Source organism: Flavobacterium psychraquaticum (assembly GCF_034497725.1).
In the GTDB taxonomy this organism is placed as follows: domain Bacteria; phylum Bacteroidota; class Bacteroidia; order Flavobacteriales; family Flavobacteriaceae; genus Flavobacterium; species Flavobacterium psychraquaticum.
On record NZ_JAXKVR010000025.1, the window covers coordinates 64784 to 80180 of the forward strand.

A 15397-nucleotide genomic window follows, 5' to 3' on the forward strand; every position below is an offset into this window, starting at 1 on the left:
TTGCGTCTCTTTGTGTGTTATGCTAGTTGAGGTTTTCTCCCCAATTCTCTTAAGTGGTTGAAGTGCGAATAAATTGCAGCTCTTGTAGTTTTAAATTCGTGGTATGGTAAGTTGCATTCTGCAGCCGTTTGTTTTACTATTTCTGAAATTTTATCGTAATGTACGTGACTGATATTTGGGAAAATATGGTGTTCAATCTGATGATTTAATCCTCCTGTATAATAATTTACCAACCAGTTTTTAGGAGCAAAGTTTGCTGTTGTAAACAATTGGTGAATGGCCCAAGTGTTTTCAATTTCTCCGTTTTCGTCTGCAACAGGATTAACTGTTTCTTCAACAACGTGCGCTAATTGGAATACAACGCTTAAAATTACTCCAGCTGTGTAGTGCATTACTAAGAATCCTAGTAAAACTTTCCACCAAGTAACGCCTAAAACCATTGGTAATACTAACCAAATAGAGAAATAAATCACTTTTGTAATAACTAAAGTAGTCCATCTAATTGCTGGTTTTTTAAATTCACCATACGATAAGTTTCTTTTTAAGTAACGTCTCATTTGAAGGAAATCAGTTGTTATTGCCCAGTTAAACGTTAATAAACCGTATAAAAAAACCGAATAATAATGTTGAAAACGGTGGTGTGCATACCATTTAGAAGTTTTAGAAAAACGTAAAATTCTTCCTGCTTCTAAGTCTTCATCGTGACCTAAAATGTTGGTATACGTATGATGCAAAACATTGTGTTGCACTTGCCAGTTGTAAACGTTTCCGGCTAGGATATAGATGCTTCCACCCATAAATTTGTTTACCCAAGATTTGTTGGAATAAGCACCGTGATTTCCATCGTGCATTACGTTCATTCCAACGCCTGCCATTCCAATTCCGATTACAACGTTTAATAGTAAATACGCCCAGAACGGCATATCCATAGCAAGTAAAAAGAAATATGGGGTTAAGAAAAGCGCAAACATCACGATAGTTTTAACGTGAAGTTTCCAGTTTCCGGTTTTGTCGATATTATTCTCTTTGAAATAATCGTTTACTCTTTTATTTAGTGTCCTAAAGAATTTCAGATTATCACTCTTAGAAAAAATTGGGGCTGTATTATTCATATAGTTGTCTTCAAATTTTGTCAAAGATAATTATTATAATTTTTTGATTTATGATTATCGTCATATTTATTCGGTAAAAATCGTATTTTTGTGCAAAATTTAACTAATGGAAGAGATTTTAAGACAATTTCCTAATTTAACTGAAAATCAGCGCATTCAATTCGAAATGTTGCAAGCTTTGTATGAAGATTGGAACTCGAAAATTAATGTGATTTCTAGAAAGGATATTGATGAATTGTACACAAGACACGTATTGCATTCCCTTGGAATGGCTAAGATAATAGAGTTTAGACCGGGCTCTAAAATTATGGATGTAGGAACAGGCGGTGGATTTCCAGGAATTCCATTGGCTATTTTATTTCCGGAAGTCGACTTTTATTTGATTGATGTTATTGCGAAGAAAATTAAAGTGGTAAACGAAGTAGCAACCGCTTTAGGATTGAAAAATGTAAAAGCAGAACAAAAACGTGCCGAATTGGTAAAGCAAGAATTTGATTTTATCGTAAGTCGTGCTGTGACTAATATGACCGATTTCGTAAGTTGGGTGGATGGAGCAGTTTCTAAAAAGCAAAATCACGAAATAGGAAATGGTATTTTGTATTTAAAAGGGGGCGATTTAACGGAAGAATTAAAAGATTTTCCAAATGCAACGGAATATAATTTAGCAGATTTTTTCAAAGAAGAATTTTTCGAAACTAAAAAAATAGTTCATTTGCCATTGAAATATAAGAAGTAAGTGATTAGTGAATAGTTTAAAAAAAGCCCGATTTTCAATTGAAAATCGGGCTTTTACTATTTTTATTTCTTGTTAGAAATTATCCTAAAAACGGATATTTATAATCTACTGGCGTAACGAAAGTTTCTTTAATTGTTCTAACTGAAGCCCAACGCAATAAGTTCTGAGAAGAACCTGCTTTATCATTTGTTCCAGAACCTCTAGCGCCTCCAAATGGTTGCATTCCTACAACAGCACCTGTTGGTTTGTCATTGATATAGAAGTTTCCGGCAGCATTTTGCAAGGCGATTGTTGCTTCTTCAACTGCATAACGGCATTCGCTAAATACAGCTCCTGTTAATGCATATTCTGAAGTTTCGTCTACTAATTTTAATGTTTCAGACCATTTTGCATCTTCATACACATAAATTGTTACAACAGGTCCGAATAATTCGGTTTCCATAGTGCTGTACTTTGGATTAGTAGTTAAAATAACCGTTGGTTCAATGAAATATCCTTTAGATTTATCATAATTTCCTCCCATAATAACTTCTGCATCAGTGTCTTTTTTAACTTGGTCAATATAACGCGCTAATTTGTCAAATGAAGTTTCAGAAATTACAGCTGTTACGAAATTGCCCATATCTTCTGGCGATCCCATTTTCATAGAAGCTAAATCCGTTTCTAATTTAGAATTGATTGCTGGCCATAAACTTTGAGGAACGTAAACACGAGAAGCCGCGCTACATTTTTGTCCTTGGAATTCAAAAGCGCCACGAGCAATTCCTACGGCAACTTGTGCTGGATTTGCTGTTGGGTGAGCAATGATGAAATCTTTTCCACCAGTTTCTCCAACAATTCTTGGATATGTTTTATAATTACTGATGTTGGTTCCGATTTTTGCCCAAATATCATTGAAAACTCCTGTTGATCCTGTAAAGTGAACTCCAGCAAAATGTTTGTCAGATAAAACCACTTCAGAAATCATTGCAGAATCGCCTATTACCATGTTGATAACGCCATCAGGTAAACCTGCTTCTTTGAAAACTTGCATAATCACATTCGCAGAATATACTTGTGTTGCTGCTGGTTTCCAAACGACAACATTACCCATTAACGCAGCACTTGAAGGAAGATTTCCAGCAATAGCCGTGAAGTTAAATGGCGTAATTGCGTATACAAATCCTTCTAAAGGACGATATTCCACTCTGTTCCACATATCTGAAGTAGAAGCTGGTTGGTCTGCATAAATTTTCGTCATGAATTCTACGTTATAACGTAAGAAGTCAATCAATTCACAAGACGCATCAATTTCTGCTTGGTGTATTGTTTTTGATTGTGCAATCATTGTTGCAGCATTAATTTTTGCTCTGTATGGTCCGGCTAATAATTCAGCAGCTTTCAAGAAAATTCCAGCTCTGTTTTCCCAAGACATTGCTGCCCATTTGGTGCGTGCTTCTAAAGCAGAAGTAATTGCTTTTTCAACTAAAGCTTTGTCTGCTTGGTGATATTTTCCGACGATATGTTGATGATCATGCGGAGCAGACATTGTTTTTGTGTTTCCTGTTTTTATTTCTTCGTTACCGATATATAACGGAACTTCCATTTGTGAATTCCACATTTCTGTATATGCGGCAGCAACTGCAGCTCGTTCTGGAGAACCAGGAGCATATGATTTTACAGGTTCATTAACCGCTTTCGGAACATTAAAAAATCCTTTTAACATGGTGTTGTATTTAGAAAATTAGACATCTAGGTGTGTGTTTTACAAAATAAATTGTAAAGCATTGCAAAAATACAAAGTATATTTTGAATTATCGTTAACAAAAAGTTACTTCTAAAAAAGTTTCTTAGAAACGGATTCAGGAAGTGTGTTTATTTAATTGATTGCAAAAGGAGCGCTTAATTTAAAAGTAGGAATAAGCACTTTGAAAGTTTTTGTTGAGGTAAAATTCACCATATTGAAATGCCCTTTCATAGCACCAATTGGGGAAGCAAGCAAACAGCCGGAAGAATAAGAAAAAGCTTCTCCGGGTTTAATGACTGGTTTTTTGCCAATTACACCTTCGCCGTCTACGGTGTCTAAATCATTTAACGCATCATAAATTTCCCAATGACGCGAATTTAATTGCACAGAATCTTTGCTTTGATTTTCAATGGTGATTTGGTAAGTGAAGGCAAAATGAATCTTGTAGTTTCTGAAGTAAGTGCCTTCAAAACTAGTTAAAACGGAAATCTTAATCCCTCTTGTAATTTGACTAACCATAATTTAAAACAAAATTATCCCAATAAAAGCGATGAAAACAATACAAATTCCTAAAAATAAACCTAGTAGGGGATTCAAAAGTATGAATTTAAAAATCGTTTTCCAACGACTCAGCTGATAAAAATTTCTTAAAGATTTGTAGAGATACAGGGGGAAAATTATTAAAAATGAAATTCCAGCAAAGAAAGTCGACACAGAATCACTCACAATTCCCATTAAATTGAAAAGTATCATACACATAAAATAGAACGTAAATAACGTGTATGTAAATACTAAATGTTCGGTGTAGTTTAGTTTTTTGTCATAAAAAAGCATCCAGAAAAGGAGTGTCAAAATAGGCAACGATAAGAAAATAAAAAATGGTAAGTTGCGATAGAAATATTCAAAAATCTCCGTACTTATTTCTTTGGTTTTGAAAGATTTAGATTTATTGAATAGTGAATTGTAGAAAAAACTATTTTCAAATCCCAATTCTTCCAATGCTTCTTCGCTTGATTTTTGAGGATATTTGAGATAGAAATTACGGAAGGAAGAAATCGTGTACGTTAATGGCTCGAAATTCATTTTAATATTTTTACTGATATAATCATTAGTATAAATAGAATCGTGACTAAAACCTTTTTCTTGGCGATCAAGTAGTTCTTTAGAAGGGGTTTCGGACTTTATAGTTTTATAAGTTAAACTATCTAATTTCCTATTTTTTTTAGCAATTTCTTTAGTATTTTTTATTTGTGAATCGATTGAAACGGGCGTAGCGTCGCCTTCCGTCATGTTAAAACTAATAAACAATGCAAGGGAAATGCTAAGAAACAAACGAAAAGGATTAGCATATTTGTTTCTTTTGCCTTCATTAAATTCGCGAGCTAATACGCCGGGTTTTGTAAACAGGGAGAATATTGAATTTTTTATTTTAGAATCATAAGCATAGAAATTGGCAAAAAATTCTTCAATAAAGTCTCTAATGGTTAGCTTTTTTGTAGTGTTTAATTGGCCGCAAGAATGGCAAAATTTTTCACTAAGATCAAGCGGTGTCTCACAGTTAAGACATGTTGTGCTTCTGTATTTTTTGTCTTTTCTATCCATTCTCTAATTGCGAATGACTTCACTATTTGTATTTGAAATTCCTATTACTCGGTCATATCGGTCATTGTTGCCTTTATAGTAAATTATAGCGGTATAGTTGTTTTCGGTTTGGTAATAATTGCCATCTACTGCGTTTTCAAAATCAATGTTTCCCTTTTTGTCTGTTCGGATATATTGGAAATTTGTAAAACCTTGTTTCATTAAAATAGCTTTTTCATACAAGCCGGTGTTCTTGTTAAAATCCATTTTGTAATCATCAGTCAGTGTGTAATTTGTAAACATTCCAGAAACATAAATTGAACCATCAGGGAAGTTCGAGGCGTCCAGGGCAAAATAAACCCAAGAGTAATCCGCTTCAATTCCAGGATTTTGAACATTTGCATTTGTGATATAAAAATTCCCATTAATATCAGGAAAATAAGTATACGGTTTGTTCTTTCTCGGGGTGTTTACGTACAAATAGGTATTGTAAATGTTGTCTCCAGAAGTTACTTTGGCAACAGTATTGTTGGTCGTTCTAATTATTTTGTTGTCAACCGTATAAGCTTCATTGCCACCCCAAAATTGTGTTTCTTTATTGTATCGGTAAATTAATTCAGATCCGAGTGTATATTGTGGCTTTATGTTTGAAATACTTGTTTTCCAATTACCATTTTGAAATAAAGTGACTTTTACGTTTTGAATTGGATTTTGCAATAATTTATCCCCATAGTTAATTGTCATTTCAATATTTTGTTTAGTGTCAATTCCTTCAAAATCTCTCGCTCTTCTAATTAGTATTCCAATATTAATCTCTTCCTCATAGAGAATCACTTTTCTAGAAAATATAACTTCTCGTTCATCATTTAAGATGCTAAATAAATAATTACCACTTTTTGTAATTTGATTTAATTGGTTTGGAAAGGTTTGCTTGTAATGCGAATACATTTGCAGCGTGTTAAATGAATTTTCATACGTCATAATTCTTTGATTGTCCATTCCGTTTAAATATTCTGCTTTAGATAGATCAGAAGGTGCAGACCAATCATAATTAAATTGTTTAATTTCGTAATAATAATCGGCTTCATCACTAAATAAATCATCAAATTGCAACTCAAATGGGTCTCCTAATTTGAAGAAAGGAATTACATTGGTTTGATTAACTACAAAAGAAATGGTTTTAATGTTAAATGGTGGTTCTTTTTCTATTGCTTGTTGTGCACAGATAATATTAACAAAAAATAGAACTGAAATAGCGATTATTTTATTCATTTTGTGGTGTTATATTTTGTAAAAATAATAAAACTTTTATTCAATTTTAACAAAAGACAATTTTAATACCAAACTTTAATTTAGAATCTTTATAAATAAGGTAAGTCCTTGACTTTATTTTTGGTATCCTTAATTGTAAATGATTAAATTTGCATGTTTTATAGTAATTTTTATAACAATCATATCTTCAAAAATATGTCAAAAGACATTCGAATTAAAAAAGGTTTAGACCTTAAGTTGAAGGGTGAAGCGGAAAAGAAAATTTCTGATGTCACTCGCTCGAGAGTCTATGCTGTTAAACCTTCTGATTTTCACGGAGTTACTCCAAAGATGGTCGTAAAGGAAGGTGATAACGTAAAAGCGGGAGAGGTAATTTTCTATTCCAAAACAGATGAGAAAGTTAAATTTGTAGCCCCAGTAAGTGGAAAAATCCAAGAAATAAAGCGTGGTGAGAAAAGAGTGATCTTAGAAATTCTTATTGTAGCTGATTCCCAAGATGTTTTCTTAGAGCATAGCAAGAAAAATCCAACTGATTTATCAACGGAAGAAGTAAAAGCATATTTGTTAGCTTCTGGATGTTGGCCCTTTATCAATCAACGTCCTTACGATGTGATTGCTAATTCTGCCGATACGCCGAAAGCTATTTTTATTTCAACCTATGCAACAGCTCCTTTAGCAGCTGATGTAGAGTTTGTTTTAGAACACAAATTAGACGCTTTTCAGGCCGGAGTTAATGCTCTTGCGAAATTGACTACTGGTAAAGTGCATCTTTCTGTAAAAGGAAAAGGGAAATCTATTTTTTCTGATGTAAAGGGAGTTGCTCTTCATCAAGTTTATGGTCCTCATCCTTCTGGAAATGTTGGTGTTCAGATTTCAAAAATCGACCCAATTAATGCAGGTGAAAGAGTTTGGACAGTTGCGCCACAAGATGTAGCTAAAATTGGAGAGTTGTTTTTAACGGGTAAATTTAATGCTACAAGAACTATCGCTTTAGTGGGTTCTGAAGTAAAAGATGCTCAATACTACAACGTAATCCAAGGTGCTCCAATTGCGAGTGTTGTTGAAAATAAAATCAAAGGCGATAATGTAAGAATTATTTCTGGAGATGTTTTAACAGGTAAAAAAGTAACTACTAATGATTATGTTAGTTTTTACAGCAATTCAATGACAGTAATCCCTGAAGGAAACGAGTATAGAATGTTTGGATGGATGCCATTTGCAGCACCTAGTATTCATAGTGCTTCAAGAACAGGATTGTCTTGGTTAATGCCAGGTAAAAAATATGCACCAACTACAAACTTAAACGGAGAAGAAAGAGCTTTAGTGGTTACCGGTGAAATGGAAGCTGTTATGCCTTTAGATATTTTTCCAATGCAATTATTAAAAGCTTGTATGGCTGGAGATATTGACAAAATGGAAGGTTTAGGTATTTATGAAGTAGCGCCAGAAGATTTTGCTTTAATTGATTATACTAACACCTCAAAATTAGAAGCACAGGAAATTATTCGTGGTGCTCTTGATTTAATGATTAAAGAAGTAGGATAAGCTATGAAGTTTTTAAGAAATAAATTAGACCAAATTAGAAAACCTTTTGAGAAAGGGCAGAAATTTGAAAAATATGCACCAGCTATTAATGCATTAGATACATTTTTATTTGTACCTAATCACACTACAAAGCATGGCGCACATATTAGAGATGCTGTGGATTTAAAAAGAACCATGATTACTGTGGTTTTAGCTTTACTTCCAGCATTACTTTTTGGAATTTACAATGGAGGTTATCAGCATTTTATTCAGTTAAATGATGGTGTTTTGCCTCCGTTTATGGATGTCTTCATGCACGGATTATGGAAAATCTTACCAATGATTATTGTATCTTATGCAGTAGGTTTAGGTATTGAATTTGCATTCGCAATTTGGAGAGGACACGAAGTTAACGAAGGATACTTAGTAACTGGTTTGTTAATCCCTATGATTATGCCTATCGATCTTCCTTTATGGATGTTGGCAATTTCAGTAATTTTCTCTGTTGTAATTGGTAAAGAAGCTTTTGGAGGAACAGGAATGAATATTTTCAATCCGGCTTTATTAGCTCGTGCTTTTGCATTCTTTGCTTATCCTTTATTTATGTCGGGAGATAAAATTTGGGTTAGTGATGCAAGTACTACAGATGCAATTTCTGGAGAAACTATTTTAGGAACTTTAGCAAATGGAAAAGAAGTAGCTTATTCAACGATGGACATGTTCTTAGGATTTATTCCAGGATCTGTGGCAGAAACTTCAACTTTAGCAGTCTTAATTGGTGCATTAATCTTAATTGCAACAGGAATTGGAAGCTGGAGAATTATGCTTTCTGGATTAATTGGAGCAGCTTTAACTACTTTGATGTTCAATGCTGTTGGCTTAACTCCAATTATGAATTTCGAATGGACTAATCATTTAGTTGTAGGAGGTTTTGCTTTTGGACTTGTTTTTATGGCAACTGATCCAGTTTCTGCAGCACAAACAGATAAAGGTAAAGTTATATATGGTCTCTTAATCGGATTCTTCGCGATGACGATTAGAATTTTTAACCCTGCATATCCGGAAGGAATTATGTTGGCAATTTTATTAATGAATGCATTAGCTCCAACTATTGATTACTTCGTAGTAAACGGAAACGTGAACAGAAGAAAGAAAAGATTAGAGAAGTCTAAACAATTAAAAGCAGCATAGTCATGAATAGAGAAAGTAACGGATATACATTTTTGTTTGCGATTATTATGGTAGTAGTTGTGGCATCGGCTTTGGCTTTTGCTTCAACGGCACTTAAACCAAATCAGGAAGCAAATGTTAAAAAAGAGAAAATGCAGTACATTCTAAAATCTTTTGGAGTGGCTGTAGAAAGAGATGCTTCAGAAGAAGCTTATAAAAAGCACATCACTAGTGAGTTAGTTTTTGATAAAGACGGAAACGAAATTAGTAAAGATGCATTTACAGTAGATATCGCAAAAGAAAAAGGGAAATTCCCAATTTTTAATGCGGAGAAAGATGGTAAAAAATTCTATGTTATTCCTGTGCGAGGAATGGGTTTATGGGATGCAATTTGGGCTTATGTTTCTGTAGACGAAAACCTTAAAGTAGATGGAATTGTATTTGATCACAAATCTGAAACGCCAGGTTTAGGAGGTGAAATTACACAAGATTATTTCCAAAATAGTTTTATAGGCGAAAATGTGTTTGATACAAACGGTAACCTTCAAGGTTTGCGAGTTGTTAAAGGATATATGGGTGGAAAAGACAAAGCTGATGGTGAAGTTGATGCTATTTCAGGAGCAACTTTAACGGGTAATGGTGTATCTGAAATGTTAGTGAGAGGTTTGAAACCTTATGAAAAGTATTTAAAATCTAATAAAAAATAATCAGCATGGCAGCAAACAACAAAGAAGGATTATTTTCTAAAAGTAATATCAAATTAATAACTAATCCTTTTAACGACGATAACCCAGTAACGGTTCAAGTATTAGGAATTTGTTCAGCGCTAGCTGTAACAGTTCAAATGAAAAATGCTTTCGTAATGGCGCTTTCTGTAACTGCAGTAGTTGCATTGAGTAACGTTATCGTTTCATTAATCAGAAATTTAATTCCTAATCGAATTCGTATAATTGTTCAATTAGTTGTGGTAGCTTTATTAGTTATTTTAGTTGACCAAGTTCTAAAAGCGTATGCTTATGATGTAAGTAAACAACTTTCAGTTTTTGTAGGATTAATTATTACAAACTGTATTGTAATGGGTCGTTTAGAGGCTTTTGCTCTTGCAAACACACCATGGAAATCCTTTTTAGACGGAATCGGAAACGGTTTAGGATACGGAATTATTTTAATGATTGTAGCGTTCTTCAGAGAATTGTTAGGGTCAGGAAAAATTTTCGGAATTGAAATCTTAGGTAACGCCGTAGATAAAACAGGAGCTTATGCTCATGGATATGTAAACAACGGATTTATGTTATTAGCACCAATGGCACTTATTACGGTAGGGCTAATTATTTGGGTGCAAAGAAGCATAAACAAAAAATTAATTGAGAAAAAGTAATAGCTATGTTTGAATATATCAATATATTTTTAAAATCCATGTTCATTGATAACATGGTATTTGCATATTTCTTGGGAATGTGTTCGTACTTAGCTGTATCTAAGAAAGTATCTACAGCTATTGGATTAGGTATTGCAGTAACATTTGTTCAAGTAATTACAGTTCCTTTAAACTATTTAATTTATAAATATGTATTAGAAGCAGGTGCTTTATCTTGGATCGACCCTTCATTAGCAGAGATCGATTTAAGCTTTTTGAATCTTATTGTCTACATTGCCGTAGTTGCAACTTTAGTTCAGCTGGTAGAGATGATTATTGAAAAATTTTCACCATCTTTATATAATTCTTTAGGTATTTTCTTGCCACTGATTGCTGTTAACTGTGCAATTTTAGGAGGTTCTTTATTTATGCAATTACGTGTAGATACAGGAACTTATCAAAATATTGGGCACGTTATAACTTTTGGACTTTCTTCTGGTCTTGGTTGGTTAATTGCAATTGTAGCATTAGCAGCGATCAGAGAAAAAATGGAATATTCTAACGTTTTAGCGCCGCTAAGAGGTTTAGGAATTACATTTATCCTAACAGGTTTAATGGCAATTGGTTTTATGAGTTTCGGTGGAATTGATCTTAACGCATTAAACGCGAAACCTAAAGCGAAAAACGAAACACCAGTACCAGCAGTGGTTGAAACTCCAGTAGTTGATTCACTACAAGTTGCAAATGATTCTATACAAATAGACACAATACAAGTTGTTAAATAACAGTATAATATATAAAAATTGAAATTATGTTTGAATTAATTACATATTCGATTTTAGCTTTCTTAGGACTAATTTTACTAATGGTATTTATGCTATTATTTGCAAAATCAAAGTTAGTAAACTCAGGTTTAGTGAAGATTAAAATTAACGGTGAAAACGAAATTGATGTATCAGGAGGTAGCACACTTTTGACTACTCTAAGTAATAGTAAAATCTTTTTACCGTCTGCTTGTGGTGGTGGTGGTACTTGTTTACAGTGTAAATGTATCGTATTAGAAGGTGGAGGCGAAGCGTTACCAACAGAAATACCTAACTTTTCGCGCAAGGAATTGGCGGAAGGTTGGAGATTAGGGTGCCAAGTTAAAGTTAAGAATGATATGATAATCGAAGTTCCAGAAGAAATTTTTGGAATTAAAAAATTCGAAGCAAAAGTATTTTCTAACTACAACGTAGCTTCTTTTATTAAAGAATTTATAGTGGAGCTACCAGATGATATGCATTACGAAGCAGGTGGATATATCCAAATTGAAATTCCAGAATGTGAAGTAAAATTTGCAGACATGGATATCATGGCACATCCTGAAGAGCATCCTGGTGATCCTGAAAAATTTAAAGCAGAATGGGATAAGTTCAAATTATGGCCTTTAGTTATGAAAAATGACGAATTGGTAGAAAGAGCTTATTCAATGGCTTCATATCCTGCAGAAGGACGAAAAATTATGTTAAACGTTCGTATTGCAACGCCTCCTTTTGATAGAGCTACAAACGATTGGATGAAAGTAAACCCAGGTATTGCTTCTTCTTATGTGTTCTCAAGAAAAGCAGGAGATCCAGTAACGGTTTCAGGACCTTATGGTGAATTCTTCATCAACGAAACAGAGGCAGAAATGTTATATGTTGGTGGTGGAGCGGGTATGGCACCAATGCGTTCACACCTTTATCATTTATTCCGTACAGTTAAAACAGGACGAAAAGTTACATATTGGTACGGAGGTCGTTCTAAACGCGAATTGTTCTACACAGACCACTTCAGAGCGTTAGAGAAAGATTTTCCAAACTTTAAATTCTATTTAGCTTTATCTGAGCCTGCTCCAGAAGATAACTGGAAAGTAAAAGACGGAGTTGACGGAGAAGGTGACGGATTCGTAGGATTTATTCACAATGTGGTAATTGATAATTATTTATCAAAACATGATAATCCAGAAGATATTGAATTGTATTTCTGTGGACCACCAATGATGAACAAAGCAGTTCAAAAAATGGGTGAAGACTTCGGTTTAGATCCAGAAAATATTAGATTTGACGACTTTGGAGGTTAATCCAAATTTTAAATACCAAAACCGATTCAGAAATGAGTCGGTTTTTTTTATTTGATTCAAGGTGAAATTGTTTATTTTTGAATTTACTAAATAAAATAATATGTCATTTTTACAAATTAAAAAATACCTTCAAAAAAACTTGTATTATGTTTTTGCATTTTCTTTTTTTATAGGGCTTTTTATTTACGGACTTGTAGTGCATTTACTAAATAAAAAATATCTTGAAGATGGGAAAACTTTGTATACTGTAGCAACTGTTTATGATTATTCAAGTCAGGGAAAAGGAGGAAGATCAGTTGAGTATAGTTTTTATTACAATAATAACTATTTTGTTGCTTCAAATGACAAAGGTGTTGCAACTGAGAAGTCTATTTATATTAAATATAGGTATGAGACAGAAAAAATGCGAAAATTATTAAAAGGAAAAAATTTTTTCGTAAAATTTAGTGTAGAGAAACCAAAATATAGTCGAATCTACTTAAGCAAGCCAGTGGCAGAAGATTTTCAATATGTAGAAGGGCAAACATGGGAAACCATTCCAAAAGAAGCAGTTGCAAAAGAAGATATTTATGGAAATTTGAGATAAATATAATTTTAAAACCGATTCAGAAATGAGTCGGTTTTTTTATGCATTCAAATAGAATAACTACCTTTGCATCATGGAACCATTATCACTTCAAGATTTACATCATTTGGCCATGAATCACGTGGGAAAAGAACTCGAAAAACAAGGATTTGAGTTCATCGCCATTAACAGCCAATTGAAAAAACATCCGCAATTTGTTTGTGTAGATAAACCTACGAATACGTTGCATTTTGTAATGGTACAAGCCGTTACTTATCCAGATAATCCTGCAGAATATGATGCGGTTTTTATGGAAACTTTTAAGGAGCACGCCAAAACCAAAAATGCAAAGATCTTATATGCTGGTATAGGTTTTGCCAATGCTCAAGATTACGAAAGCCCCATTTTTAAAAATCAAGATTATATAATGAATTATGAAGGAATTACAGAAATATTGTAGCATTCTAGTTATCGCGTTATTATTAGTTTCCTGTTCAAGTGAGCCTAAATTTCACACCATTCAGGGCGAAGCACAAGGAACAACGTATTCCATTAAATATATCGCCAACCAAGAAGTGGTTTCTAAAAAACAAACAGATTCCCTATTATTAGCATTCGATATGTCGCTTTCTACGTATCGCGATGATTCGAAAATCTCTAAAATCAATTCGGGCGACTCAACGGTTGTGGTAGATGATTTATTTGTCGAAAACTTTAAGATTTCAAGCGAAATTCATAAAGAAACAAGCGGTCTGTTCGATCCTACAATTGGCGTTTTAGTCAATGCCTATGGATTCGGACCAAATAAGAAACATCAGAATTTATCTCAAAATCAAATCGATAGTTTACTGCAATTTGTAGGTTTAGATAAAGTTCAGTTGAATGAAAATAAAACCATTTCAAAAAAATATAAGGAAACTTACTTAGATTTTAATGCGATAGCACAAGGGTATTCCGTAGATGTTGTAGTGAATTTTCTTAAATCTAAAGGAATAGAAAATGCGATTGTAGAAATTGGTGGAGAATTATTCGCATTAGGAAAAAATACAATAGACAATAAAAATTGGATTGTTGGTATTGATAATCCATTACAAAAACCAGAAGAGCGCACTTTAATAGCCAAAGTAAATCTAGAAAACTTAGGAATGGCAACTTCAGGAAACTACCGAAAAGTAATTACAGATGAAAAAACAGGGCAAAAATTCGTACACATTATCAATCCAAAAACAGGATTAGCACAGAAAAGTAATATTTTAAGCGCTACGATATTATCAAAATCGGGTGGTATTTCTGATGGTTATGCAACTGCTTTTATGTTGATGAGTTTAGAGGAAAGTAAAGCCTTTCTGGAAAGTCATCCAGAACTTTATGCATTATTGTTGTATGCAGATGAAAAAAATGAAATGCAGCAATACATGACTGTTAATTTTAAAGAATTAATTAAAGAGTAAAAAAAATGGCTTTCAATTTGAAAGCCATTTTTTTATTTATAACAAATGGGAATAATTTCCCCTTTTGCTAAACAATATTTCTCTACTAATTCAGTTGCGATAGTCTTCGTGTAATCCACTTCGTCCACGTGAAAACCGATACTTCTCAATTTGTCAAAATAATCTCTTCCATATACTCTAACGTGATCATATTGCCCAAAAATTTTAGCTCGTTCTTTTTCATCTGTAATCGAATCATCGGCAAAAGTAACGTCGCGTGATAGATCTTGTGGAATCTGAAAAATTCCCATACCACCAGGTTTTAAAACACGATACAATTCTTGCATCGCTTTCGTGTCATCCGGAATATGCTCTAAAACGTGATTACACAAAATAATATCGTATTGATTGTCTTCAAAAGGCAAATTACAAATATCCGCTTTCACATCCGCCAAAGGCGAAAATAAATCAGTCGTAGTGTAGTCTAAATTACCTTGTTTCTTAAAACGTTTGTAAAACTCTTGTTCCGGTGCAAAATGTAATACTTTCTTAGGTGCTGTAAAAAAATCAGTTTCGTTTTGCAAATACAACCACAACAAACGGTGTCTTTCTAGTGAAAGTGTACTTGGTGATAAAACGTTGTTTCTTTGTGTTCCATAGCCATAAGGTAAAAACATACGAAAACTTTTCCCATCAATCGGATCCGTAAAACGATCACCTTTCAACAAAAATGCCAAAACCGGACGCACCACAATACTCATTCGAATCAATAGCGGACGCGGAATGGTGTTAAGTATAAATTTGAATATTTTTTTCATTG

At 33.4% G+C, this 15397-nt stretch carries 16 protein-coding genes; 10 read left to right on the top strand and 6 right to left on the bottom strand.

The features are described from left to right. Window positions 1-17: 17 nt before the first annotated feature. Window positions 18-1112, bottom strand: a complete 1095-nt coding sequence (locus T1L09_RS04380) for a fatty acid desaturase family protein (protein WP_322549734.1) — start codon at window positions 1110-1112, stop codon at window positions 18-20. 106 nt (window positions 1113-1218) lie between these two features. On the opposite strand from T1L09_RS04380, the gene rsmG reads away from it, so the two are divergent. Then, on the top strand, window positions 1219-1848 hold the full coding sequence (rsmG, locus tag T1L09_RS04385; protein ID WP_322549735.1) for a 16S rRNA (guanine(527)-N(7))-methyltransferase RsmG: 630 nt from the start codon (window positions 1219-1221) through the stop codon (window positions 1846-1848). Between the two features lie 79 nt (window positions 1849-1927). Here the strand turns inward: rsmG and pruA are convergent, their stop codons facing one another. From pruA to T1L09_RS04405, 4 genes are all read right to left on the bottom strand, one after another. Then, window positions 1928-3553 (bottom strand): L-glutamate gamma-semialdehyde dehydrogenase, encoded by a 1626-nt coding sequence (pruA, locus tag T1L09_RS04390; RefSeq protein ID WP_322549736.1) that lies wholly within the window; start codon window positions 3551-3553, stop codon window positions 1928-1930. Window positions 3554-3706: 153 nt separating this feature from the next. Further along, window positions 3707-4093, bottom strand: a complete 387-nt coding sequence (gene apaG, locus T1L09_RS04395) for a Co2+/Mg2+ efflux protein ApaG (RefSeq protein WP_322549737.1) — start codon at window positions 4091-4093, stop codon at window positions 3707-3709. Window positions 4094-4096: 3 nt separating this feature from the next. After that, window positions 4097-5176 carry a DUF3667 domain-containing protein gene (locus T1L09_RS04400; RefSeq protein WP_322549738.1) on the bottom strand — a complete coding sequence of 360 codons (1080 nt, stop codon included), beginning with the start codon at window positions 5174-5176 and terminating at the stop codon, window positions 4097-4099. A 3-nt stretch (window positions 5177-5179) separates the two neighbouring features. Further along, the gene (locus T1L09_RS04405; RefSeq protein WP_322549739.1) at window positions 5180-6427 is read right to left on the bottom strand and encodes a type IX secretion system plug protein; all 1248 of its coding nucleotides are present in this window, start codon (window positions 6425-6427) and stop codon (window positions 5180-5182) included. Between the two features lie 195 nt (window positions 6428-6622). Between T1L09_RS04405 and T1L09_RS04410 the strand changes: the two genes are divergently transcribed. From T1L09_RS04410 to T1L09_RS04450, 9 genes are all read left to right on the top strand, one after another. Next, the gene (locus T1L09_RS04410) at window positions 6623-7972 is read left to right on the top strand and encodes a Na(+)-translocating NADH-quinone reductase subunit A (RefSeq protein ID WP_322549740.1); all 1350 of its coding nucleotides are present in this window, start codon (window positions 6623-6625) and stop codon (window positions 7970-7972) included. Window positions 7973-7975: 3 nt separating this feature from the next. Next, window positions 7976-9142, top strand: a complete 1167-nt coding sequence (locus tag T1L09_RS04415) for an NADH:ubiquinone reductase (Na(+)-transporting) subunit B (RefSeq protein ID WP_322549741.1) — start codon at window positions 7976-7978, stop codon at window positions 9140-9142. A 2-nt stretch (window positions 9143-9144) separates the two neighbouring features. Next, window positions 9145-9828, top strand: coding sequence for a Na+-translocating NADH-quinone reductase subunit C (locus T1L09_RS04420; protein WP_322549742.1), 684 nt, complete (start codon window positions 9145-9147; stop codon window positions 9826-9828). Window positions 9829-9833: 5 nt separating this feature from the next. Next, window positions 9834-10499, top strand: a complete 666-nt coding sequence (locus T1L09_RS04425) for an NADH:ubiquinone reductase (Na(+)-transporting) subunit D (RefSeq protein WP_322549743.1) — start codon at window positions 9834-9836, stop codon at window positions 10497-10499. Window positions 10500-10504: 5 nt separating this feature from the next. Then, entirely contained in the window at window positions 10505-11263 is a 759-nt protein-coding gene (gene nqrE, locus T1L09_RS04430; RefSeq protein ID WP_322549744.1) for an NADH:ubiquinone reductase (Na(+)-transporting) subunit E, read from the top strand. Between the two features lie 26 nt (window positions 11264-11289). Further along, entirely contained in the window at window positions 11290-12582 is a 1293-nt protein-coding gene (gene nqrF / locus T1L09_RS04435; RefSeq protein WP_322549745.1) for an NADH:ubiquinone reductase (Na(+)-transporting) subunit F, read from the top strand. 100 nt (window positions 12583-12682) lie between these two features. Next, entirely contained in the window at window positions 12683-13168 is a 486-nt protein-coding gene (locus T1L09_RS04440; RefSeq protein WP_322549746.1) for a hypothetical protein, read from the top strand. A 73-nt stretch (window positions 13169-13241) separates the two neighbouring features. Further along, window positions 13242-13607 carry a Na(+)-translocating NADH-quinone reductase subunit F gene (locus T1L09_RS04445; RefSeq protein ID WP_322549747.1) on the top strand — a complete coding sequence of 122 codons (366 nt, stop codon included), beginning with the start codon at window positions 13242-13244 and terminating at the stop codon, window positions 13605-13607. Then, window positions 13582-14598 carry an FAD:protein FMN transferase gene (locus tag T1L09_RS04450; RefSeq protein ID WP_322549748.1) on the top strand — a complete coding sequence of 339 codons (1017 nt, stop codon included), beginning with the start codon at window positions 13582-13584 and terminating at the stop codon, window positions 14596-14598. The genes T1L09_RS04445 and T1L09_RS04450 overlap by 26 nt, the downstream gene beginning before the upstream one ends. Before the next feature lie 32 nt (window positions 14599-14630). On the opposite strand, the gene T1L09_RS04455 is transcribed toward T1L09_RS04450, so the two are convergent. Beyond that, window positions 14631-15395, bottom strand: coding sequence for a class I SAM-dependent methyltransferase (locus T1L09_RS04455; RefSeq protein WP_322549749.1), 765 nt, complete (start codon window positions 15393-15395; stop codon window positions 14631-14633). Between the last annotated feature and the right edge of the window lie 2 nt (window positions 15396-15397).

Excerpts from the sequence above, each read along its gene's own strand:
- T1L09_RS04380 (WP_322549734.1), bottom strand. The coding sequence starts at position 1,112 with ATGAATAATACAGCCCCAATTTTTTCTAAGAGTGATAATCTGAAATTC.
- rsmG (WP_322549735.1), top strand. The coding sequence starts at position 1,219 with ATGGAAGAGATTTTAAGACAATTTCCTAATTTAACTGAAAATCAGCGC.
- pruA (WP_322549736.1), bottom strand. The coding sequence starts at position 3,553 with ATGTTAAAAGGATTTTTTAATGTTCCGAAAGCGGTTAATGAACCTGTA.
- apaG (WP_322549737.1), bottom strand. The coding sequence starts at position 4,093 with ATGGTTAGTCAAATTACAAGAGGGATTAAGATTTCCGTTTTAACTAGT.
- T1L09_RS04400 (WP_322549738.1), bottom strand. The coding sequence starts at position 5,176 with ATGGATAGAAAAGACAAAAAATACAGAAGCACAACATGTCTTAACTGT.
- T1L09_RS04405 (WP_322549739.1), bottom strand. The coding sequence starts at position 6,427 with ATGAATAAAATAATCGCTATTTCAGTTCTATTTTTTGTTAATATTATC.
- T1L09_RS04410 (WP_322549740.1), top strand. The coding sequence starts at position 6,623 with ATGTCAAAAGACATTCGAATTAAAAAAGGTTTAGACCTTAAGTTGAAG.
- T1L09_RS04415 (WP_322549741.1), top strand. The coding sequence starts at position 7,976 with ATGAAGTTTTTAAGAAATAAATTAGACCAAATTAGAAAACCTTTTGAG.
- T1L09_RS04420 (WP_322549742.1), top strand. The coding sequence starts at position 9,145 with ATGAATAGAGAAAGTAACGGATATACATTTTTGTTTGCGATTATTATG.
- T1L09_RS04425 (WP_322549743.1), top strand. The coding sequence starts at position 9,834 with ATGGCAGCAAACAACAAAGAAGGATTATTTTCTAAAAGTAATATCAAA.
- nqrE (WP_322549744.1), top strand. The coding sequence starts at position 10,505 with ATGTTTGAATATATCAATATATTTTTAAAATCCATGTTCATTGATAAC.
- nqrF (WP_322549745.1), top strand. The coding sequence starts at position 11,290 with ATGTTTGAATTAATTACATATTCGATTTTAGCTTTCTTAGGACTAATT.
- T1L09_RS04440 (WP_322549746.1), top strand. The coding sequence starts at position 12,683 with ATGTCATTTTTACAAATTAAAAAATACCTTCAAAAAAACTTGTATTAT.
- T1L09_RS04445 (WP_322549747.1), top strand. The coding sequence starts at position 13,242 with ATGGAACCATTATCACTTCAAGATTTACATCATTTGGCCATGAATCAC.
- T1L09_RS04450 (WP_322549748.1), top strand. The coding sequence starts at position 13,582 with ATGAAGGAATTACAGAAATATTGTAGCATTCTAGTTATCGCGTTATTA.
- T1L09_RS04455 (WP_322549749.1), bottom strand. The coding sequence starts at position 15,395 with ATGAAAAAAATATTCAAATTTATACTTAACACCATTCCGCGTCCGCTA.